This window comes from Spirosoma soli, from assembly GCF_042684525.1.
Taxonomy (GTDB): Bacteria; Bacteroidota; Bacteroidia; order Cytophagales; family Spirosomataceae; genus Spirosoma; species Spirosoma soli.
The window spans coordinates 1-22,848 of sequence record NZ_JBHULN010000003.1; the positions used below are offsets into that span (position 1 = coordinate 1).

The following is a 22,848-nucleotide window of genomic DNA, read 5'->3' on the forward strand; positions in this document are numbered from 1 at the left end:
AAAACAAGATGTTAGTGCTCAACGCCATTCGTAATAAGCTCATCCATCGAATTTATGCCGTAGTTCGCCGGGGCGAAAAATATGATAAATTTTATACCCCTTCGTTTGTTTAAGCCATAGAAATCGGCCCGGCAGGTGGTCTTCGCCCGTCGCGTTCTACGTTTTACCAATAAGCCATTATCCCTGAGCAGCTTAGCGAACTTATCCCGCCCTAGTTTGATCCCATACTGCTGACGAAAGTCGGTCAACTGGTGGTGCAGGATTTCTGCCCCAACCGAAGGCAAGTCCAGGCGCAACCGGCGGACTTCAGCTAACACCAGAGCACTTGTAAGATCCGCTTTCTGACATCGTTTCTGCTTTTCATACCAAGCCTGACGGCTTACCCCAAACAGCCCGCAGAGTGTTTCCATGCTCACCAGAGGGTGATGCAGGCTGAGTTGATTTACTGTTTGGGTCGGACCGCCGATGCGGCCAGGCTTTTTTCGAATAGGAATCTTAAGCTCTTTTTCGGCAATGTTGATCATAATCTCCAGGGCTTCCCGTTTGAGTTGTTCGTGCTGGAGTAATCTCTGGGTATCGGCTAACTGCTTTTTAAGCAGGGCCACTTCATCGGTCTTACTTTTCATCAGTCGAGCGCGTTTAGGACTGGGATAGTAGCGTCGGAGTCGATAGCGTTGGTAGGCTCGATTCCAGACCCGGAGTGAATTTCGGGAAATATTCAGCTCGGCCAAAATCTGTTTTTCACTAACTAGTTCGAGTCGATAGAGCTCGACTACGTGCCAGCGGAAAGCGCTGACTTTGTACTTTTTCTTGAGGTCAATAAACCCACTTACCTTCATAACTATGCACTGTTAGTGTCAAGCTATTTCGGTGTAATACAAGCTATTCCAGTGTAATACATTATGTTAAGTGAGCTATAAAACAAACTGGCATCCAAGACCAAGCCAAGCGTAGGAAACGAAATCTTTTTGGAAAGGAAACACATCAATTTGCCCAGTCAGTGCAAATCTGTCTTTGAGAGAGTAGGCTAATCCTAAACTTGTGCAAGCACTATACTGTCCGTAGTCAATAATCCAGTTACCATTCCTTCTTTGCCTTTGAAATACTAGAGGATTGTCGATGAACAGATGGTAGTACCCAAAACTGCCGTATCGTACCCGCACAAACGGAGAAAAGCGAGAAGCCAATAAAATATAGTGGATCTCAGGGGTAACTCCTATGTAAAATGCTCTTAATTTAAACACATCTGGAGCTTTAGGAGAGCTTCGAGTATGATAGCTCTGCAACCTAATACCTGCGGCAAACCGCTTACTAATGTAATAATGTAATGAGGTACCAGTCTCGATATGAACAGTAGAGGCCTCCGGAGTTGCTCTAAATGTCAACTTACTAAAAAGAATTTGGGGATTGATGGTCAGACTTCCCTTTTGAGGCTGAGCACTAACAGGCGAAGTGATTGCCATGATGCCTATTACAAACAAACTAAATAAAATACGCACTGTTGAAGGGGGTTAATGGTAGAGTATGTACGTTGTTAAGTTCAGCGAGCCTTTGTTAGGTCTTGCTCAATATGACCTTGGTAAATATTGTTAGTAAATGAACATCATAAGTCAATAATGACATAGCAACTTGTTTACTCCTCACTGTCATAAATCTGTTGTATAATCTGGGTGGCTGTTGCAAAAGTCGAAACGGCTATGGACTGGCTGATTAAAAAGCAATTTCTAGCTCCTAATTGAATCGGAATAGGTTCAAAATTTGGGCCTTTTTTGATCGATTAAGGCTTTTGCAAAAGCCACCTGGTTTATGTTAACCATGGCCGTGATTAACCATGTAGTTCAAATGATTTTTCAAGCAATATGTTGCCGGATTGTTCAATTTGAAAGACCCACTTTCCGTCGACCATCTCCCAGGCATGTTCGATTCGATAATAATCAAAATTTAGTCCATTAGCAGCACTATACTTTTCCTCTATCGTCTCTTTATAAGCCTTTCCCGTAGTGGGATTTACCAGAACAGGGTGCACGATACGACATAAAAAAGCATCATGGTTACCCGCTAATCTATAGGCAATACCAAAAACTAAGCCTCTTTTTAACTTCATTTTATCGACTTTTTCAATAAAAGCCAAAGCGTCTGCTCCGAAATAATAGCCGGTTGGACTAAGACGAGAATTGCTGATGGATTCCATAGTAGGTCTGCAAATCCCATAATTGACCAACCGAGCACTACTAGCCATAGTCTGAAAAAGCCGCTTTTTTCTGTTGTATAGTCTGACGGTATGTAAATCTAGCACCAATATATGACTAATCTTTGGTGTGTTGTACAATATGTTAAACACAACAAAGAATGGTTGTTAGAGGGGTTGACCCATCACTTTTCGTCAATACAAGTATACAAGCATTTCCTTTCACAACTATATCAGCTAATCTCGGGTCAATCCAGCATATAATCAACCCATTTCCGCCATGATGTCGCCTGGTTTTCTATTCATCGCCCTTTTTGTTGGGCTTGCCGGTAGCTTATACGGCCAATCAACACAACCGAAAGAAGCCTTCCCTACCTATCAGCAGATCAAACACCCAACCGGCGAAATCATTGATTACGACCATGCGACACCACAAGGCAATGCTGTATCGAGAGTAGTCAAGTTCAATTTATTTGACTATCCAGCCGGAGAAGTCGTTTATATGATCAACGGCAAGTCTACTACCGATGTTCAGGCGGTTAAGAAGCTTATGAACAATAAAGACGTACAGATTGAGAGTTTGTCAATTAAAGAGCCAACAAAGGATTCCAAACAGATCATCGAGATAAATTACGTAGCAAAATAAGAGTGCATAACGTGCCATGAAACTCCATTAACTTAGTCTATTACCGGGTAGTTTTTGAGAGAAAAAGACTTAGTATGACGTATTAGCGCTGATTTAATCAACGAACCGACTAACAGCGCCATTCCTGTTTCTTCAATTGAACGTTCATACTTTATCTCTCTATGATTTGGGGACCTTTATCGGCTAAGCACTGGCTTCATGTACTCGTTACAGCGGGCGCTACAATTGGCGTATGCGCTTGTTTGAGCGGCAAAAAACCAGCGGCACAAACAACTGTTTCGACGGCGGCAACACCTGCCGTTTCGGCAAAACCGCAGCGTGTGCTGGTTTTCTCAAAAACCAAAGGGTGGAAACATACCTCAATACCGTTCGGGATCGCGGCCATTCAGAAGCTGGGCCAGGAGAATAATTTTCGGGTTGACACCACCAAAAACGCGGCTTACTTCAACGACGACAGCCTACGTAACTACCAGGCGGTTGTGTTTCTAAGCACGACGGGCAACGTATTGAATCCCGTTCAGCAAGCGGCTTTCGAGCGCTACATTCAGGCAGGTGGTGGCTACATGGGCATTCACGCGGCTGCCGACACCGAATACGACTGGCCGTGGTACAATAAACTGGTGGGCGCTTATTTTGCCAGTCACCCCAACAACTCCAACGTTCGCAAGGCAACCGTCGACGTTACCGATAAAAACCACCCGTCGACTGCCCACCTCCCCGACCACTGGGAGCGGACCGACGAATGGTACAACTACCGTTCGTTCTATACCGATCTGAAGGTTCTGGCTAACCTTGACGAAAACACCTACGAAGGCGGCACCAATGGTAGCAATCACCCCATTGCCTGGTACCACGAGTTCGACGGTGGCCGCGCCTTTTACACCGGCGGTGGTCACGAAGATGCCAGCTTTAGCGAACCTTTATTCGTGAAGCACCTGCTGGGTGGCCTCAACTACGTAATGGGCAACGGCAAGCCACTGGATTATTCAAAAGCCTACGCCGTGGTAATGCCCGAGGAAAACCGGTTTACCAAATCGGTGCTGGTCAATGACCTGAACGAACCGATGGAATTGGCCATAGCGGATGACGGCCGAGTCTTCTTCACGGAGCGGAGCGGCAATTTATCGGTCTACGACACCCGGACTAACCAGCACAAGGTGATGTGTAAGTTTCCAGTCACCACGAAGCAGGGCTTTGGCGTACAGGGCGTTACGGTTGATCCGAACTTCGCGACGAACCATTTCCTGTATGTGTACTACTCACCAAACACGGAAAAAGACCCGGTTTATAATCTGTCGAGGTTCGTGGTGCAAGACGACAACACCCTTGATCTGGCTTCGGAAAAAGTAGTGCTTAAGATTCCGCACGAGTTTGAAGCCAGCGCCCACCACGGTGGTTCGTTCGCCTGGGACAAAGAAGGGAATATGTACCTCTCCACCGGCGACAACACCAACCCGTTCCCCTCTAACGGCTATTCGCCTATCGATGAGCGACCCGACCACCTAACCCTCGACGCGCAACGTTCAGCGGCTAACACTAATGACTTACGCGGCAAAGTGTTACGTATCCGTCCGCAGGCCGATGGCACCTATACGATTCCAGATGGGAACCTCTTCCCGAAAGGCACCGACCCGTCGGACCGCGCCCAAACTAAACCGGAGATCTATACGATGGGACTACGAAATCCCTATCGCATTGCGGTTAACCCCAAAACGTCGGTACTGTACTGGGGCGAAATTGGGCCCGACGCGGGTAAAGACAGTACGATTGGGCCGAGAGGCTACGATGAGTTCAACCAGGCGAAAAAGCCAGGTAACCACGGCTGGCCTCTGTTCATAGGAAATAGCCAGCCTTATCCCGACCTGGATTACGCGACCAACGTTGCCGGACCGAAGTTTGATGCTAAAGCCCCGGTAAACAGCTCCCCCAACAACACCGGACTAAAGAACCTGCCACCAGCGAATCCGGCCATGATCTGGTACCCCTATGCAGCTTCTAAAGAGTTTCCGGAACTCGGCCAGGGAGGACGTAGCGCGATGGCCGGATCGTTTTACACCTACGACAAGAACTCGTCGGCCAGGAACAAATTTCCTGAGTACTACGACGGTGCCCTGTTCATCTTCGACTGGATGCGTAACTGGGTGGTGGCCGCTCGCTTTGATCAGAATGAGAATTATGTCCGTACCGAACCCTTCATGGCTACCAACGGCGATTTTCGTCGCCCGATCGACCTGGCCTTTACTAAAGATGGCGTGATGTACATGCTCGAATACGGCTCAGTGTATGGCGCCGATAACGACGATGCGCGGCTGGTCAAGATCGAATACAACACCGGGAACCGGGCGCCCGTGGCGCGTGCTAACGTTGTTGATTCGGTAGCGGCTGCCCAGGCAAACGCCCGCTCCTTCCTGACGTCCGACAACCGCGGTGGTCCTGTTATTCATGAAGCAGTCGGACAGGCACCCCTGCGCGTGAAGTTCAGCGGCCGGGGCACCGACCTCGACCAGGACGACTTCGTTACGTATCAGTGGCTGTTCGATGGTAAAACCGTAGGAGCTACCCAGCCCAACGCTACGTACACGTACACCCAGCCTGGGGTCTACAATGCTATTCTGAAAGTGACCGATCAGACGGGGTTAGTGGACATGGATACCATTGTTGTTAAAGTGGGTAATGCCAAGCCCGAAGTGGCCATTACGACGCCGGGCAACAAATCGTTTTTCTGGGAGAACAAGCCGTTTACCTACGCTGTGAAAGTATCTGACAAGGAAGACACCAAGATTGATCCTAAACGCATCAAGGTCTTCTACGCCTACAGTGCTCAGCCCGGTGCTCCCCCCACCGCGGCTCCTCAGCAGGGGCACCAGGATCTGGCGTCCATTGGCAACGGCTCCTTAGGCAAGACATTGATCGCTAATAGTGATTGTAAGGCGTGCCATACCATTGACAAGCCATCGGTGGGGCCAACTTTCCTGGCGGTGGCGACCCGCTACAAAGGTCAGCCGGGCATCACGGAGCGGTTAGCTAAAAAGATCATTGAAGGAGGTGGCGGTAACTGGAGTAAAGATCACCTGATGAGCGCTCATCCCCAGATTCCGGCGCAGGATGCTCAGGAAATGGTAAAATATATCTTCTCGCTCACCGAAGAACAAAAGCAGAAAACGGTGCCGCTGGAGGGTACACTCACGCTGAATGAGCATAAAGCCGAAGAACCACGGGGCCAATACACCCTTGTGGCCTCGTACACCGACAACGGTGGACAGGTCGTCGGGCCAATCACCAGCACTGACATCGTTACGTTACGTAATGCGAAGGTCAGAACCATCCATGCCGATTCGTACGTTGGTTTCCCTCGGTTTGGCAACCGTCTGGGGGCAGGTAGCCATAAATCATACGTGTTGCTGAAAGGTATCGACATGACCGGTATCAAGTCGTTGACGTACGACTATTCCTCAACCAACAAAGACGGTGAAATTGAAGTACGGCTCGACTCCTATGCGGGACCGGTGGTTAACCGCGCTCCCTACAAAGCAACCGGCGACTGGAAGACGATTAACCAGGTGACGGGCACATTCGACAAGCCCATTACGGGTAAGCACGATGTGTACATTGTCGTTGTCAAGCGCGACAAGCCCAACACCGACATCATCCAGCTAAGCAGCATCCAGTTTAACGAGTAGGTGGCGTTTGGGGTAACGGTAAAAATACAAGCCGAGGGCTTATGACCAGTTGTCATGAGCCCTCGGCTTGTTTAGCGGGTCTGGTAGAAGATCAAGGCTTAGGAAACGATTGAGTGGTTTATACTCTATAAATTCATAAAAGGAAAATCTAAAAGTTACCCAAAGAGGTAAGCTTTTGCTCAATCTGCTCAATACTAAGTGTTCTTTCTAAGACAATTCCTTCTTTGTCAAGAAGCAGATAAATTGGGAAAGCTGTGATGTTGTATTGTGTATTCACTTCTCCCTTGTCGGAAGCTAACTCGGATACTTGGAGCCAGTTCAGGTCATTTGTTTTGATTGCACGTATCCACTGGGGTTTGTCCGTAGCATATTCTGCCGCGATGCCAATAATAACCAGCCTTTCGCCATATGTCTGCTGAAGCTGTTTTAGCCTGGGAAACGATTTTATACAGGGGCTGCACCAGTGGCCCCAGAAGTCTAGTAAGATATATTTACCTCGGTAGGCAGCTAAGGAAACAGTATGGCCCGCCGTATCAGCCAGCGTAAAGGCAGGAGCTGTTTTACCTACAACCGGCTGATTGCGTAGTACTACCAACCGCCTGGCTGTTTCTTTACCCTGATAAGTTGCTTGTACTTCAGACGACAACATTTTTAAAAGCCTTTCATACGTATCAACCAAAGACTCATTGCTTATAGTTTGCCAACAAAGCAGGTGAGCACTTGTTCGTGCCGAAGGATGATCTTGAATGAATGATAAAATATCTTTCCGTTCCTGCTCAACCAACAAAATCTTTATGGAGTCAGAAACAGACTGCTTTTTTTCCTCATAAGGCCACTCAATTGTCTCGCGATATTGGTTAAGCACAGTGTTTTCAGGACCACCTATAAAAATCAACTTATAAGGTTTATCAATCGAGTCCGAAACGGTTAACGTACCTGGCTCGTACCAAAATGAAGTATATCGAGATCGGCTGATGCGTAGGTGAATTTGGCCATCATCACTACGTTTAGGTTTATAACTAGATTGATCATTATTAGCCAGGACTGTATCTAACTTGTAACTACCTTTTTGTAGATAACCAAACACAACAGGCCGATTGCCCAGGCCCTTAATGTGGCCTATTAGCTTGCTAGATTGCGCATACAGTTGTACACTTATCAGACAGCCGGCAACTTTTAAAAAAAGGATTTTATAGAAGAGTAGCTGTAGTTTCATATTGAAAGATAGAAAGGAAAATACAGCATAAGACTATCTACCTATAACGTTTCTAATTTATGCATTTCACAAAGACAATTTTAAGCTTCAGCTCCGTCAGGGTGACATCTACAAATAGAATGTAGCCCTGACGGGGCTGCAACTCATGAAACGTATGTATTCACGCAATAAATCACCTTTCGGGGCCAGTTCATAAAGACTTACCTAAAGAAACCGGCTTTATTTACTGCCCGGCTTCGGGCTTAGCCGGACCAGCAGCACATCATGGCCCGGCACAGTGGCTTTCAGGGGCTGATTAGTAGCACCGGTCTCTTTCTTAGTCCATAAGTTTCTGACCACATAAGGTGTTTGGCCCGCATTAAGCGCCTTACCCGACAGATCATCCGTGACCGACTCGGTGGCCCAGTTGAATTCGACTGGCTTATCTGATTTACTGCGGTTGAGGAAACAAACGGCCCAGTCGCCACTTTTGAGCGGCTTAATCCAGGTTTCGACACTGTCTTTCACGGCGTATTTAAACGCCTGTACACCCAGCGAGTCCTGGTTAATGGCAATGACGTCTTTGTCCATCAGGATGGCTTTGGTTTGTTCCGACATCTTGCGCAGGTCGTTACCGGCAATGAGTGGAGCGGCAATCATGGCCCACATCGTGAAATGGGCGCGATCTTCGCCTTCTTTCATCCCGTTGCCCACTTCAAGCATGTCGGGGTCGTTCCAGTGGCCCGGTCCGGCGTATTTCCGTAGTCCGTCCTGCTTATCCAGAATCTGCATGACGCCCCATGATTTCCAGGAGCCGTGGTCTTTGATGCAGTCGAAGCAGTTGTAGACATCCCCCGTCGTACGCCACAAGTGACCAACATTCGGACCCCACACCCAGGGTTTGTCGTTGCCCCACTCGCAGATACTAAGCACCATCGGCCGACCCGCCTTACGAATGGCCGCCGTAATGGTTTTGTAGGCTCCTTCGGCTTTTAGGCCTTCGGTATTGCACCAGTCGTATTTGAGGTAATCGATGCCCCATTTGGCATAAGTTTGAGCATCCTGAAACTCATAGCCCCGGCTTCCGGGCCGCCCACCGCAGGTCTGCGAACCGGCGTCCGAATAAATGCCCAGTTTAAGCCCTTTCGAGTGAATGTAATCGGCCAAAGCTTTCATGCCCGATGGAAAGCGTTTCGGATCGGGATGAATAAACCCGAGGCTGTCCCGGTCGCCATGCCAGCAGTCGTCAATGTTAATGTAGGTATAGCCTGCGTCTTTCATCCCGGTTGCGACCAGCGCATCGGCGACCTCCCGAATCAGTTTCTCATCGACGTTGCAGCCAAATTTATTCCAGCTATTCCAGCCCATCGGGGGCGTCATCGCCAGGTTATCGAACTTGCGATAGTTTTGCTTGTAATTGTTGCCCTGCCCGTAAGCCGTGCTTGCCAGCAGCAAAAGCATAAATGATAGTTTTTTCATAGTAAAATTTAGGTTGGTTCGTTATGCAACTTCCCTGAGCGGGCGACCGCAACGGCGGACCGTTTGAGTCACCCACTCAGGGAAGTTGTTGTAAAACTGTAGCGCGGTCGGGCTGACTAATACAAGCCCAGATCGTCTACGTAGATTGTTTCGGGCACATTGCCGCTGAACTCCTGGAACGTGATTTCGGTCAGGTTACCCGTGACCCCCAGTTCGCTCAACGGAACCGCAAAGGTTTGCCAGGTACCCGACTTCAGCACCAGTTGCTTCCCATTGTCGTAGTTACCGTTGACAACCATTTTGATGATTTTGCCATCGGTGCCACTACCGCCGTAGAGGGCCAGTTTGATGCCCGTGTAATTGGCCAGCGCAACGGGGGCACTGATGAAGTTCTGGAAGCCCCCGAAGCCTCCCGTGTAGTCGTACTGCATGGACGCCGTACCCCGCTTAACCACCTCTTTCGAGGGTACGGTCGGTTTACCATTCCAGCCGCCCGAGGTGAAACCCGTAGTCAGGTCGTCCTCAAACAAGGCGTACTTAAAGCCAAAGGGGACGCTGTAGGCGGTTGTTCCGCCCGGCGTGGTCACGGTCAGCGTGGTCGATGTAACCCCGGTTGGTACCTTCACTTTAAGTTCGGTAGGCGTTTTAGCCGTAATCTCCGCATTGGCCGTTCCAAAATTCACCGCCGATACATTATCGAAGATGGTGCCGGTGATGGTGATAATGTCGCCCGCCTTGCCAGCCAGTTGATCGACATTGGTAATCGTGGGAAACGGCTGCTTGATGGAGAAACCAAACTCCGCCTGACCACTGGCCGTTTCTACCCGCACTTTGTTGCTGCCGCTGAAGGGTGTCGTCACCGGAATAGCCACCATAATGCTGGTGCTGGTGACAAAAGCCGGGTTGAAATACACGCTTACGTCGTTAAAATAAACGGCTTTCGTTTTCTGCAGGTTTTCGCCGATGATGGCATACAACCGGCCCGGCTGGCCCAGCGTGGTCGTTGAATCAAGGGCCACGGGTATCGTCCGGGTGGCCGTAGTCGTGGCCGTCAGGCTGGTCTGCACCGTGTACGTGTAGGCGGAGTCCCGGCTCACCGTCCGAACCCGGTTAATAACCGGGGCAGGATCAACCTCGTCGTTGGACTGACAGGCCGTAAAGACACTCACAAGCCCAATGAACCCGCATAAGGCCAGGGCATAACTCAGTATGGTTTTCATAGTTCAGTGCTTGATTAGTTGAATTTGTAGGGCACGGGGGCCTGCGTCAGCAGCGGGTTGATGGCCGTTTCGGTCGATGGATACGGGAACAGAAACTTGTCGTTGCCGGGTGTGAAGCGCTCCGAATAAATCACCGTTCTGTCAGGACCAAACGTACCCCGCTCCTGCTGGCTGATGATAGCGATGGCTTTGGGGTGGGTCGTCGCGTTGAAGCCATCGAGCCGGCCCAGATCGAACCAGTAATCGCCTTCAATGGCCAATTCCAACCGACGCTCCCGCAGGATGTCGGCCTGCGTGATGGACGTTTTGGGGGCCAGGCCCGCGCGGGTCCGAATCTGGTTAAAGGGCGTCAACGCAGCTGGATCACTCGTGCTGGCAGCGCCGGCCAGTACGGCCTCGGCTTCGATGAGCAGCACTTCGGCGTAGCGCATCAGATAGGTGTTGTTGCCGGCCGACTGAGCCGCGCCGAGCCCGCCGTTGTCGGCCCGTGTGCCCACTACATACTTCTTGATACCGGCCCGCGTGTTCTGCGCGTTCACATCCGCCGGTACCGTGAAGCCGCCCCCGGCTGCGTTCAACTCGGGATAGCGATCTCCGGCGAGCATAATCGTCGCCTGCCGACGCACGTCACCAGGTTCTTTAGCGAACTCATTCTGCAGATCAATCGTGGGCCCGATTACGCTGTAGCCGTCGCCCGTGCCGGTAATCTGCGAGCTTATAGCAAACGAAGCCTGTAACGAGTTACCGTGTCCGTAGGCACTGCCGCCCACCCACTGAAGCGCCACAATCGACTCTTCGTTGTTGTTATTGGCCGTCCGGAATAGGTCCGCGAACGTTTTGCCGGCTACCTGCGTGCCATACAGCTTGAACTCGCCACTGTTGATTACTTTTTCGGCATACTGACGCGCTTTGGCGTAATCCTGCTTGTAGAGGTACACTTTCGCCAATAGAGCCGACGCCGATCCGCTCGATACATGGCCATTGTCGATGGAACTGCCCACCCGGATTTTTTTGGTGCAGTTGGCTTCGGCAAATTCCAGATCCCGGATGATGAATGTATACACGTCCGTGACTGGGTTCGTGTTGATCTTCGGTGAATACACAAAATCGAGGGTATTCTCGATAATGGGCAGGTTACCGAACAGCCTTACCAAGTAGAAATAAGCAATCGCCCGCATGAAGTGAGCCTCGCCCAGCGCATTGTTGACAATGGCCGGATCGACCGACGACGGCACCTTGGCGGGCAGGTTGTTGATGAGGGCATTGGACTGCGCCACCACCGAAAACAGCGACCGCCAGGCGTTGGTCAGTTCGTTATTATCGGCTGTTACCGAGAAGTTGGCAAAGTTAACCACGTCGCCCGAGTACGTGCGAGCGTTTCCGCCCGACAATTCGGTGATGGCCCAGAATGCCTTGTTGTTGAAATTAAACCAGGGCGAGTTGTACAGGGCATTGGTACTGGCCCGAACCTGTTCGGCGTTCTGGTAGTAACTATCCAGGGTCAGGGCATCTTCGGGAGCGCGGTCGAAGAACGAATCCTTGCAGCTCGTCAGGCTCACGCCGACCACTGTCAGCAGTGCCAGGACATAAGTATTACGTGTATTTTTCATGTGTCTTCAGAAAATTAAAATTCAGCATTGACCCCCAGCGTAAACGTGCGGGGCAGCGGATAACGACCGTTTTCGACGTTCATCTGTAGTGAGTTCTGATTGAACGCACCGACTTCGGGGTCGTAGCCGGAGTACTTCGTGAACGTGTACAGATTTTGCACACTGGCGTACACTTTGAGCCGGTTCAGCTTGGCCCGCTGAATAAACGAAGCGGGTACGTTGTAGCTCACATTCACGTTCTGGATACGGGCGTATGAGCCGTCTTCCACAAACCGATCCGAGATGAACAGGTTCGGGTTGTCGATACCGCTGCGGGGCGCCGGAATATTGGTGTCGGTGTTGGTGGGCGTCCAGTAATCCGACGCCGACGCAAACTGGTTGGTGTACAAACTCGACAGTCCGCCCACGGTCCGCTGGGTCAGGTTGAGGATTTTAGCACCGTAGGACCCCTGCAGGAAGATGCTGACGTCGAACGCCTTGTAGGTAAACGTGTTGGTCAGACCAAACGTAAACTTGGGATTCGGGTTGCCGATAATGGTCCGGTCCTGCTCATTCACAACACCATCGTTGTTGACGTCTTCATACTGTACGTCGCCCAGCCAGGTACCAGCACCTGAGTTGGTCACGGCCCGGCCAAACTGAATAGGAGCCGAGGCCAGTTGCTCGGTCGTCTGGAACAGCCCTTTCACCTTGTAGCCGTAAAACTGGCCGATGGGCTGGCCAACCACTGTCCGTGTAACGGGCACGTTCAGGAAGCCGGTGTACACGCTGTTGATGATTTCGGTAAAGTTCTCCGATAGCTCTTTCACCGAGTTACGGTACTGCGAGAAAATCGCTGTCGTGGTCCACTTGAAATCCGATTTCACCATGTTGCGCGAGGTGACCGTTATGTCGACGCCTTTGTTCTGCATCTGGCCCAGGTTGACATAAGGCGACGAAATACCCCCTAAGTAGTTGGCATCACCGATCAGGTAGGCTGGGAGCGGCAATTGGTACAGGAAGTTCTTCGACAGCTTGTTGTACACATCGACAGTTGCATTAATGCGGTTGTTGAGCAGGCTTACATCCACCCCGGCATTGAACTGCGTGTTGCTTTCCCACTTTAGGTTCGGGTTGGCAATCCGGTCGATCAGGAAGCCGGTGCCCAGCCCCGTAGCCGACGCCGACAGCGACGAACCGTAGAGGTAATTAGAAATCTGCTGGTTCCCTACGGCTCCGTAACCCACGCGTAGTTTCACGTCTTCGAGGGCGTTCTTGATACCGGCCATAAACGGCTCTTCGGTCAGGCGCCAGGAGGCCGCAAATGAAGGGAAGTAGCCCACCTGCTGCCCCTGCGCAAACTTCGAGGAGCGGTCGGCCCGGATGGTTGCCGTCAGGCTGTATTTCTCGCCGTAGGAATAAATTCCCCGGGCGTAGGCTGATTCGAGCGTCTGACTGCCTTTATACTCGTTGTTGGTGGCCGTGGCAGCTTCGCCCAGGTTCAGCGTCTGGATATCGTTGCTGTAGAAACCCGACCGGCCCGCTTCAATCCCATTCCAGTTCGATCCCTGCACTTCGTGTCCCAGCAGGGCCGTCACGTTATGCTTCTGATTGAAGGTATGCGTGTAGGTCAGGTAGTTTTTCAGAATGTAGAATGATCCTTTCTGCCAGCGCTGGTTCAACGATGCGGTGGGGTTCACGAACCGACCCCACGAATACGTCGGGCGGAAGTAAATGTTGTCCGAGTAGTTGAGATCAACGCCAATTTCCGAACGCAGGGTTAGGTCTCTGCTGAACTTCAGGTCGTTGTACAGGTTAGCGTTCAGGTTATTACGATTCAGATTGTTGGTGATGCTCAGCGCCTGAGCCACCGGGTTAATCACGCTCGAAACGGCCGTAGGATCATTAGGCGGACCGGCGAAAGAACCATCCGTGTTGCGCACGACCAGATCAGGCGACTGCTGCAGTGACAGGTACACAATCCCACCGACGTTATCGTTGAGCGTTACCCGGTCTCTGGTGTTGCTGCCGGTCAGGGTTAGCCCTACTTTAAACCACTCTTTCACCTGCGCATCGATATTGCTGCGGAAAGTGAACCGCTTGAAACCCGATCCGATCACGGTGCCGTCCTGGTTCAGGTACCCACCCGATACGTAGTAGTTAATACCTTCCTTACCACCCGAGATCGACAGCTGATGATTCTGCATCACCGCCGACTGAAACACCTCGCGTTGCCAGTCAGTGCCGGGCCCCAGCAGGCTGGGGTCGGCAAATTCAGCCCGACGGGGTGTGCCGTAGGCATCCGCCAGATCGTTTTGCAACCGGGCATACTGCTTCAGGTCCATCACCTTAAGAAATTTAGAAGGGGATTGTACTCCCACGTAGCCGTCGTAGCCAATGCGGGCGCTGCCGTTTTTTCCCCGTTTGGTGGTGATGATGATGACCCCGTTGGCCGCCCGGTTGCCGTAGATGGCCGTTGCCGACGCATCTTTCAGTACGTCGATAGAGGCAATATCATTGGGGTTGATGGCCGATAGTGGACTCACCGAGCTTTGCCCGTTACCGTTGAAGTTCTGCACCGGCGACCGGCCACTCGTGCTCTGGTTGTTGGCATCGCCCGACACGGGTACGCCGTCGATCACGTACAGCGGTTCGCTGCTACCCGTCAGCGAGGTTATACCCCGGATGCGAACCGAGGTCGAACTACCCGGCTGACCCGAGTTCTGCGTAACGGTCAGACCAGCCGCCCGCCCCTGCAACAACTGGTCGACGCTGGTTTGCGGAATGTTGGCAATATCTTCGGCTTTCACACTCGACACGGCGCCGTTCACGTCCTGTCGGCGCTGCGTACCGTACCCAATCACAACCACATCGTTCAGGACGTTGGTCGACGCTGCCATGCGGATGTCAATGGTTTGCCGGTTGTTGATAGCGACCTCCTGGGTCACCATGCCGATGAACGATATAACCAATGTTTTGGCATTGTCGGGAACGTTGATCGAAAACCGCCCGTTCGCATCGGTGATGGAGCCAATTTGGGTGCCTTTGACCGACACTGATGCACCCGGCAGGGCCGAGCCTTTTTCATCATAGACCGTTCCGCGCACGGTCGCTTTTACATCAGACGCGGGCTCCTTCCCCAGGCCAGCGGATTTTATGTTGGACAACGCAGCAACCAGTTTGTCTGGTGCCGGTCCGCTAAGGGTTCCATCCTGAGCATAGCTACCTATGGAGCTACCTAGGACGAAAAGCCCGGAAAGCACATGTTTAATCATAGAAAAGAATGAGAAAATAGTTAATTAAATAATTGAACATAAGACTGATACTTCATTGAAGAACAACATAAGAATAGCTATTCTCTAAAAAGCGCAGCTTGAGAAAATCAGACCGGTCAATGGTCCGTAACCAGAAAAAAGTGGATTACTTTGCCAACAAAGGCGGTTATTGGGCTGTATCCCGGCAACGAGTGATCACTGTGGCATATGGATCACATCACGACATCAGCCAATGGTTCTACATGCTTAACAGGATAAGGGTTAACGTTTTCAACTTCAGCGATAACAGGAGGAGAATCTTTAACTAATCGTTGCATCGGGAGCGAGATCATGACCGAGGTACCTTTTCCAGGTTCACTCTGCCACATGACCTGCCCGCCCAGGTACGTTATGCGCGAATGAATATTGGCAATGCCATTACCTTTCGCAGGAATCTTGTCAAAGTCGGCCCCCTGTCCATCATCATCGACACTGATCAGGGCGGTTTCTTCGTTGGTTATGATCTGCACCGAAATTTTCTGGGCGTGGGCGTGTTTAAGCGCATTGTTCAGCAGTTCCTGCACCACCCGATAAATCATTACCGAGGCTTCGTCACCCAGGCATGGCAACTCGCCGTAATGTTCTAAGACGAGGTTTGTCTCGTTGACCAGGTTCAGCTTCTGCACGAGGTCTTCCAGCGCTGGCAACAGGCCAAACATAGACAGGGCGTACGGCCGCAAGTCGTTGGATATCAACCGGGTTTCCGTACAGGCTTCGTCCAGGAATTGGTTCAGAGGCTCCTTAACGGACGGCGGTAACTGCTCCTGGTGGGCTTCAACGAAAAGCTTGATCCGCGATAACTGAATGCCCAGTCCATCGTGCAGGTCGCGGGCAATCCGGCTCCGCTCTCCCTCCTGCCCCTCGATCATGGCTTGTAATGACTTCAGTTCGAGCTGCCGAATCTGCTGTTGCGCAATTACCGCCTGCTGGTGAGCAATCAATTTTTGCTGCCGTCTTAAAAAAACGAGTGCCGCGACTCCCAAAATGCTAATAATTAAAAAAGCGACCAATGCAGAGTTGAGCATGCGCTGGTGACGGCTTTGTTCTTCAACCAATTGCTTACCAATAGCCAACGTTTTAATTTGTCGATCAAGCTCCTGCAACCGGATGCTTTTCGTTTGTTCCGAGTAATAAAGCTGATTGGTAAATGTCAACGTCTTCAATAATGACTGATACGCGTTTTTGTAGTCTCCGAGGTGCGAATAACTGTCGGCAACGTGCTTTGACAATTCGCGTAACATCGGAATATTCTTCTCTGATTCAGAAATTCGATAACCCTTCTGGTAATACGCAACTGCATTCGCCGAATGATTTTTAAATTGCTCGACTAAGCCCAGGTAAAAGAAGTTTAACGCTATCAACCAGTTAACGTTTAACCGACGAGCGATGAGCAAACTCTTACTCGCAAAATACTGAGCTGAGTCGGGCTGTTTAAGCCGCAAATAACTGCTGGCCAGCAAGTTCAGCGCGTATGATTGAGATTGAGATTGATTATGTTGCACACACAGGCGTTCTGTTTCGCGTAGCTCAGTCAGCAGGCTCTTAGGTAGTGGCTCCTTCGTTTGAAGCATGTTGGCTAACGATAATCGACATTCGATGACTTTCTGCTGGTTTTCGGTTCGGGCAAAGAATTGTAAGGCCTTATTCAGATAGTTTTCCGCATAAGACTGCATCAGATAATCCTGTGAGTAGTAATCAGCGATGGTAATATGCGCGTTATAGTAGCCCAGCGAGTCACCCGCCAGGTTATAGTACTTAAGTTCGTTAGCATAGGCATCAATGGTGTACTTGTTATACCCATATTGCTGGTTGTAGAGCCCCCCTAAATGCTGATAGGCGCTTGCCACTTGTCTGCTATTCTTGTCTGCCAGTAGTTGTCTGATTTGTCTCTTTACGCTATCAATAGCTGGCGAATCCGCTTTAGCTACGGTCGGCAGGAGCCAGACAGACAACACCAGAACAAAACCAGCCCACATACACCGCCCCCGTTCCAGCAGCAGGCTACCGTACGGCTTACGTTGATCTATGAGCTCGGGCAACATCATGGTTGTTGATAAGTCAGTCAATTAGTTGTAATTCCATAGCCGTTTTGATAAGCAACGCAGTATTAGGCACCGCAAATTTCATCAGTAAGCTACTTCGGTGAAACTCAATCGCTTTAGCACTAACAAACAACTGAGTGGCCATCTGCTGTGTGGTCAATCCCTGGGCTATGAGCGTCAGCACCTCCGACTCACGAGGGGTCAGTGTAGGTTTGCCAGCTACTCCGGTGATCGACTTACGATTCTTTGGCACATCGTTCAGCAAAATATTCATGATCGTGTCATTGAAATACTGCTTCTCGTGGTGAACCGTCTGGATAGCCTGCAGCAACTCGGTTTTCGTTGTATTCTTTAGCAAATACCCTTTCGCCCCTTTCTTCACTACGCGCTTAATCAAACTGGCATCGTCGTGCATAGTCAGTGCAATAACTTTTGTTTGCGGGTAGTTGCGGGTAATATGTTCGCAAAGGCCAAGTCCATCTTCAATGTGTGGAAAAGAAATGTCAAGCAGCACTACATCAATAGCCGTTTGTATCAACTGCTGAGCAACTGCTGATGCATTATAACATCGCTCGGCCACCTGAATTTCAGCAGATCCTGAGATGAGCGACTCAATGCCTTCAACAAAGACATTATGATCATCTGCTATCAACACCTGTATCATCGGTCTTTTATTTTGAACAGGGTAAGCATAAATGAAAAATTACTAACCCCTTCTTTAGTGGTTAATGAATTAAAGACCTGATAGATTTTTTGTTTTCCCACTAAATTGAATTTTGTTTAGCAAAATTAGGACTAACCTACTTATTTATAGAATAGTGAAAACCCGATTTTACGTAAATTTAGGGTATACCCTATATAACTAGATCAGTACGACGATATGCTACTATCGAATTTAAGTAAAAGACGGACACATTGGACTTGACCATTGCCTTAATAGCACATTAAACGCCTGTTAATCATACATTTATTTATTGGCACTAAATCTACAGTATTAGTATATATTTATGAGGTCTTTGTTATATAAGTAACGATGAGAAGCCAGTAAATGTATAAGTATTTATATGTTAAAGGCGGCTCTTTTGCGTATCAAACAGAGCGCTGCACATCTTGCTGCCAGTCGACGATTGATCAAACAATACATAAAAAGGATTACCGTCGACACTAGTCGGTATCACCTAATAAAAATGATTAATGTCTTTCCGAATGAGTCAAGTTTAAGCTACCTGCTCTTTTTGATATAGCCCCACTAAGGTATTGACAGTGTAGTCGATCTCTTCAACCGTGTTGTACTTGCCGAACGAAAACCGAACGTAGCCCCGGTTCTGGTCCAGCCCTGGTAAGGCAGCCAATACGTGCGACCCAACGTTCGACCCACTCGAACAAGCCGACCCGCCCGAGGCCGAAATTTTAGCAATGTCTAGGTTAAAGAGCAGCATATCGCTTAGCTCCGAAGCGGGTAAGCTGACATTCAGCACCGTGTAGAGACTATTATCTACATCGGCCGAATCACCATTGAACTGCACGTCGGGCATGCGTTCGCGCAGTTGATCGATCATCCGACGCTTCAACGCGACAATATGCTGCTGATGGGCATCCATGTCGCGGTAAGCGATTTCTAATGCCTTCGCTAACCCAACGATACCGTACACGTTTTCGGTACCGCCCCGCATGTTACGCTCCTGCGATCCACCATAAATGAACGGGTGAATTTTGGTCCGCTCGGCGTTTACATATAAAAAGCCTACCCCTTTTGGACCGTGAAACTTATGGCCTGCACCAACAATAAAATCTACCGGTAGTTCCTGTAAATTATGACGAAAGTGGCCCATTGTCTGCACCGTATCCGAATGGAAAATAGCGTCATAGGCACGACATATCTCCCCTACCTGGGTTAAATTCAGTAGGTTTCCAATCTCGTTATTACCGTGCATCAACGATACCAGCGAACGGCCCTGACCAGCGTTTCGGCGATTACGTAGCAACTCTTCCAGGTGGCCTAAATCAACATGACCTTTCGCATCGACATTGACTAGGCTTAGCTCAATCGTCCCCTGCTTAGCCAGGTGTTCTAACGTATGCAGAACGGCATGATGTTCGAGTGGAGACGTGATGGCATGGGTCAGGCCATAGGTTTCAATGCTGCTCCGAATGGCCGTGTTATCAGCCTCTGTACCACCCGACGTGAAGAAGATTTCGGCCGGGGACGTATTCAATAGAGAAGCTACCGTTTTGCGTGCCTTTTCAATTGCTGTTCTCACCGCTCGGCCGTGGCTGTGAATAGATGAAGGGTTACCGAACTGCTCAGTCATGAGTGGTAACATAGCGTCTAATACTTCAGGATCGAGCCGAGTCGTAGCGGCATTATCGAGGTAAACGGGAGCAACAGGTGTCATTATCAATCGATTGTAGTGTCAATATTCAATTTGCAAAGGTACGCTTATCTTGGCTTACCCCAAACAGGTGGGCCGTTAGGTATTCATCGCTAAAACACTAGTCAGAGCTGCGTCGTTCTTTTTGAATCAGTAATAAATGCGTGACAGACGAATACGTATTAAAAGCTGTTTATACTTTTCGGCACTGATAATAAGACCAGTTTCTTAGGGTTAATCTGACTCTAAAACTTATCCATTTACTGTTTATCTCTTTAACCGGATTTTAGATGCCCAACCGATTTATTATTGTAGTATTTTGTTGCTTAATAGCGCTGAAAGCAGTGTCGCAGTCCTACCCACGAGTAGTCCGTAACCAGGCTGTTTTTTGGTCGGAGCTGAATCTAGTATACAAAACCGCTGGCAGATGGAGCTTTCAGCTTGATCATCAGTACCGAAGGCAGGCCGAATACAACAACGGCCGTGACCTGAACGTATTTCGTTATCCCCTCTTGCAAGTGTTTCGCCCCTGGGTAAGTTACCAGCTCTCTAAACCGGTCCGGTTATCGTTGTCGCCGATTGGATTGTGGTGGAACTGGGGACGTGTCAGCTCGTACCAACCCACCACCTTTTTTCAGGAAGTGCGCGTTATTCCGCAGCTACAAATCACAAAACCGCTAGGCGATGGTGAGCTTATTCAACGTTTCCGCACCGAGCTCCGCTGGCCTTCACGGACGGATACCCTGGCCAACACGTACGTCTTTTTGTCGGATGGGGAATCAAGGCAAGTGTTAGCCGACCGGTTTAATGTTCGACTGCGTGCAATGGCTCGCTGGATCAATCCAATATTCAAACGAAGCTCCGGTGGTGAGTCACCCTGGTACTCACACCTCAGTATCGAACCGATGATGGTGGTATCTAACTCCGGCGCCCGCTTCGACCAAAACCGAACGTATCTGGCATTGGGACGTAAACTGCGCGAAAACTTACGCGTTGAGCTAGGCTACCTGAATCAGTTCTCTCTACAGACAAACACTGCTGAGCAATTACGTATCGCCCGGTTTAACCATGCGCTTCACGTTTATGTGTATCTGGAAAACCGCCGTCCCTCGAAGTCCGATTCTGATTCAGGACCGGAGTAATCGTATTTTCTGTTCCTGAGCACTTAGGATTAATAACAGGTATTTTTGTTAATGGGTCTATCAGACGGTTCTGACGTACGTACAGCGTTGAAGATAAATTTAAACAATTATTTCTCTCTTCAACGAAACGTAGTTAGCATCAATCAATGACAAAACAGGAATTCAAACTAAACGATTGGGTAACGCTAATCAATGAGAAAGCCGCTCAGGAGCAACGAGCCGCCAACCCTGATATTGACTGACCAGTACCAGTAATTAATCAGTATGGCGAGCGAGTACATTGCTGGAACAGTAAACGGCGCGAGTTTACAATAACGTTAAGTGCTACTGAGATCAGGAAAGTAAACCCCTAAAAAGCGGGAAGGATTATAGTTTAGTCACAAAAAAGCCGCTCCCAATCGTGGCAGCGGCTTTCTAGTTAGTGGTATATTTTGGTTAGTCCTTTTTATACTGCTGAATAATCTTGTAAAGTGCCTTCTGCTTTTCTAATTCAGGAAAGAACTCAAAAAGCTGAACATGCGCATTGTAGTCGAGCGAGAGAGCCGCTTCCAGTTGGATCAACGATTCACGATAGTAACCAGCGTGGATCAGATAAACGGCCGAGCGATAGTACAAATCAGCCTCGCGCGGCATATCATCAATACCCATCTGAATGATCTCATTGGCCTTCATGAAATCTCCCTGATCGAAGGGTACCAGCGACCAGGTCAGGTATACATCGGGGTTCTCAGCATCAACTTCGGCCGCCTTTTCAAACGCTTCAACGCTCGACAATACGTTCCCAATTTTATATTCGGTTTCGGCAACGGCCAGGTAATATTCTCCATTCTGATCATTCAGCTTAACAGCTTTCTGTAGGAACGGGAGCGCTTCGTACCATTTGCCCGACTCGCTCAAACAAACTCCAATTCCATACCAGGCTTCGTCCCACATGGCATCGAGCTTAATAGCTTCGCGGTATTCCTTGATGGCTTCGGGCAGGCGATCCTGCTTCTCCAGACTAGCGCCGAGGTGACAATACGTATCGGCCGTAGCTTCTTCGTACTTAAGCGTTTCGCGATAGCAGGTTTCTGCTTTCTCGAACAACCCCAGATTCATGTAGGTATTGCCCAGATTGAAGTGTGCCGATGCAAAATCTTGTTTGATGATTACAGCATAGTCATACGCTTCAGCCGCTTCAGCATAACGCGCTAACTTGCTGTATGCGATACCAATGTTATACCAGGCGTTATAGGAATAGGGCTCCTGATCGATTAACTGCTGGTAATACGTCAGGCTGTTTTCGAGTTCACCCGTGACATCCAGACAAAACGCCAGTTCATAAAGCGCATTCTCATTATTGATGTTGAGCGCAATCGATTTTTTGTACTGCGTAATGGCTTCATCGTATTTACCCCAACTCTGGTAACTCTGACCGAGTTGAAACAGGATGTCGTCTTTATCGTCGGCGCGGTCAAGCAACTCTTCCAGCACCTGAATCGATTCCTCATACCGCCCCGCCATATTAAGCACGGAACCTTGCATAAACGGCACGTCAAGATCACCGGGATTAAACAGTGAAGCCCGTTCCAGTAACTCCAGCGACTCATCGAACCGTTGGAAATTAGCCAGAATCTGGGCTTTGTCGAGCATCAACTCCAGGGCGTAGGGGAAGTTTTCCAAACCGGACTCGGCGGCTTTAAACGCCTTGTCTAAATCGCCGTGGTTGAGGTAATGTTCAACCATCTGCTCATAGACATCCAGGTCGAAAAACTGACTTTGTTGCTGGTCCAGCATCTGCTCAAAACGCCGGATTGATTCTTTTATGTCACCTTCTCGTTCTTCGAACTCTTGCTCCATGTAAAAGTAATTTACGGGGTTCGATTTACGACTTGCGATTTATGAAGACGAGATACTCGCACAGCATAATCCTCTATCGTAAATCAGCGGATAGGGGCCGCGCCAACGGTGCGGTTTATCCTTTGGCAGTGAAATATAAACT

The 22,848-nt window shown here is 49.6% G+C and carries 14 protein-coding genes and 1 pseudogene; 4 read left to right on the forward strand and 11 right to left on the reverse strand.

Annotated elements, in window-relative coordinates:
- Positions 1-113 (forward strand): annotated as a pseudogene (locus tag ACFSUS_RS29160) (IS110 family transposase); the annotation flags it as partial.
- 801 nt (positions 114-914) lie between these two features.
- Here ACFSUS_RS29160 and ACFSUS_RS06100 read toward each other — a convergent pair.
- The gene (locus ACFSUS_RS06100) at positions 915-1,499 is read right to left on the reverse strand and encodes a hypothetical protein (protein WP_381520553.1); all 585 of its coding nucleotides are present in this window, start codon (positions 1,497-1,499) and stop codon (positions 915-917) included.
- Positions 1,500-1,825: 326 nt separating this feature from the next.
- On the reverse strand, positions 1,826-2,191 hold the full coding sequence (locus ACFSUS_RS06105; protein ID WP_381520555.1) for a DUF3859 domain-containing protein: 366 nt from the start codon (positions 2,189-2,191) through the stop codon (positions 1,826-1,828).
- Positions 2,192-2,468: 277 nt separating this feature from the next.
- Between ACFSUS_RS06105 and ACFSUS_RS06110 the strand changes: the two genes are divergently transcribed.
- Both ACFSUS_RS06110 and ACFSUS_RS06115 read left to right on the forward strand, forming a co-directional pair.
- Positions 2,469-2,834: a hypothetical protein gene (locus ACFSUS_RS06110; protein WP_381520558.1), complete on the forward strand. Its 366-nt coding sequence runs from the start codon at positions 2,469-2,471 to the stop codon at positions 2,832-2,834.
- A 161-nt stretch (positions 2,835-2,995) separates the two neighbouring features.
- Complete coding sequence (locus ACFSUS_RS06115) at positions 2,996-6,514, forward strand: ThuA domain-containing protein (RefSeq protein ID WP_381520560.1); 3,519 nt, start codon at positions 2,996-2,998, stop codon at positions 6,512-6,514.
- Between the two features lie 148 nt (positions 6,515-6,662).
- Here the strand turns inward: ACFSUS_RS06115 and ACFSUS_RS06120 are convergent, their stop codons facing one another.
- From ACFSUS_RS06120 to ACFSUS_RS06155, 8 genes are all read right to left on the reverse strand, one after another.
- Positions 6,663-7,730, reverse strand: a complete 1,068-nt coding sequence (locus ACFSUS_RS06120) for a TlpA family protein disulfide reductase (protein WP_381520563.1) — start codon at positions 7,728-7,730, stop codon at positions 6,663-6,665.
- 219 nt (positions 7,731-7,949) lie between these two features.
- Positions 7,950-9,188, reverse strand: coding sequence for a glycoside hydrolase family 27 protein (locus ACFSUS_RS06125; protein ID WP_381520566.1), 1,239 nt, complete (start codon positions 9,186-9,188; stop codon positions 7,950-7,952).
- A 116-nt stretch (positions 9,189-9,304) separates the two neighbouring features.
- Positions 9,305-10,408: an IPT/TIG domain-containing protein gene (locus tag ACFSUS_RS06130; RefSeq protein ID WP_381520569.1), complete on the reverse strand. Its 1,104-nt coding sequence runs from the start codon at positions 10,406-10,408 to the stop codon at positions 9,305-9,307.
- A 14-nt stretch (positions 10,409-10,422) separates the two neighbouring features.
- A complete protein-coding gene (locus tag ACFSUS_RS06135) occupies positions 10,423-12,018 on the reverse strand; it encodes a RagB/SusD family nutrient uptake outer membrane protein (RefSeq protein ID WP_381520572.1) in 1,596 nt (531 codons plus the stop codon).
- Between the two features lie 14 nt (positions 12,019-12,032).
- Entirely contained in the window at positions 12,033-15,272 is a 3,240-nt protein-coding gene (locus ACFSUS_RS06140) for a SusC/RagA family TonB-linked outer membrane protein (RefSeq protein ID WP_381520575.1), read from the reverse strand.
- 212 nt (positions 15,273-15,484) lie between these two features.
- On the reverse strand, positions 15,485-17,356 hold the full coding sequence (locus ACFSUS_RS06145; protein WP_381520578.1) for an ATP-binding protein: 1,872 nt from the start codon (positions 17,354-17,356) through the stop codon (positions 15,485-15,487).
- 13 nt (positions 17,357-17,369) lie between these two features.
- Complete coding sequence (locus ACFSUS_RS06150) at positions 17,370-18,017, reverse strand: response regulator (RefSeq protein WP_381520581.1); 648 nt, start codon at positions 18,015-18,017, stop codon at positions 17,370-17,372.
- A 553-nt stretch (positions 18,018-18,570) separates the two neighbouring features.
- The gene (locus ACFSUS_RS06155; RefSeq protein WP_381520584.1) at positions 18,571-19,749 is read right to left on the reverse strand and encodes a cysteine desulfurase family protein; all 1,179 of its coding nucleotides are present in this window, start codon (positions 19,747-19,749) and stop codon (positions 18,571-18,573) included.
- Between the two features lie 266 nt (positions 19,750-20,015).
- Between ACFSUS_RS06155 and ACFSUS_RS06160 the strand changes: the two genes are divergently transcribed.
- Positions 20,016-20,867 carry a DUF2490 domain-containing protein gene (locus ACFSUS_RS06160; RefSeq protein WP_381520587.1) on the forward strand — a complete coding sequence of 284 codons (852 nt, stop codon included), beginning with the start codon at positions 20,016-20,018 and terminating at the stop codon, positions 20,865-20,867.
- Positions 20,868-21,302: 435 nt separating this feature from the next.
- On the opposite strand, the gene ACFSUS_RS06165 is transcribed toward ACFSUS_RS06160, so the two are convergent.
- Positions 21,303-22,706: a tetratricopeptide repeat protein gene (locus tag ACFSUS_RS06165; RefSeq protein ID WP_381520590.1), complete on the reverse strand. Its 1,404-nt coding sequence runs from the start codon at positions 22,704-22,706 to the stop codon at positions 21,303-21,305.
- Positions 22,707-22,848: the final 142 nt, after the last annotated feature.

Bases quoted from the DNA above. Each gene is read 5' to 3' on its own strand.
- ACFSUS_RS06150 (WP_381520581.1), bottom strand. From the start codon at position 18,017: ATGATACAGGTGTTGATAGCAGATGATCATAATGTCTTTGTTGAAGGC.
- ACFSUS_RS06105 (WP_381520555.1), bottom strand. From the start codon at position 2,191: ATGGAATCCATCAGCAATTCTCGTCTTAGTCCAACCGGCTATTATTTC.
- ACFSUS_RS06130 (WP_381520569.1), bottom strand. From the start codon at position 10,408: ATGAAAACCATACTGAGTTATGCCCTGGCCTTATGCGGGTTCATTGGG.
- ACFSUS_RS06135 (WP_381520572.1), bottom strand. From the start codon at position 12,018: ATGAAAAATACACGTAATACTTATGTCCTGGCACTGCTGACAGTGGTC.
- ACFSUS_RS06155 (WP_381520584.1), bottom strand. From the start codon at position 19,749: ATGACACCTGTTGCTCCCGTTTACCTCGATAATGCCGCTACGACTCGG.
- ACFSUS_RS06145 (WP_381520578.1), bottom strand. From the start codon at position 17,356: ATGATGTTGCCCGAGCTCATAGATCAACGTAAGCCGTACGGTAGCCTG.
- ACFSUS_RS06125 (WP_381520566.1), bottom strand. From the start codon at position 9,188: ATGAAAAAACTATCATTTATGCTTTTGCTGCTGGCAAGCACGGCTTAC.
- ACFSUS_RS06140 (WP_381520575.1), bottom strand. From the start codon at position 15,272: ATGATTAAACATGTGCTTTCCGGGCTTTTCGTCCTAGGTAGCTCCATA.
- ACFSUS_RS06110 (WP_381520558.1), top strand. From the start codon at position 2,469: ATGATGTCGCCTGGTTTTCTATTCATCGCCCTTTTTGTTGGGCTTGCC.
- ACFSUS_RS06120 (WP_381520563.1), bottom strand. From the start codon at position 7,730: ATGAAACTACAGCTACTCTTCTATAAAATCCTTTTTTTAAAAGTTGCC.
- ACFSUS_RS06115 (WP_381520560.1), top strand. From the start codon at position 2,996: ATGATTTGGGGACCTTTATCGGCTAAGCACTGGCTTCATGTACTCGTT.
- ACFSUS_RS06160 (WP_381520587.1), top strand. From the start codon at position 20,016: ATGCCCAACCGATTTATTATTGTAGTATTTTGTTGCTTAATAGCGCTG.
- ACFSUS_RS06165 (WP_381520590.1), bottom strand. From the start codon at position 22,706: ATGGAGCAAGAGTTCGAAGAACGAGAAGGTGACATAAAAGAATCAATC.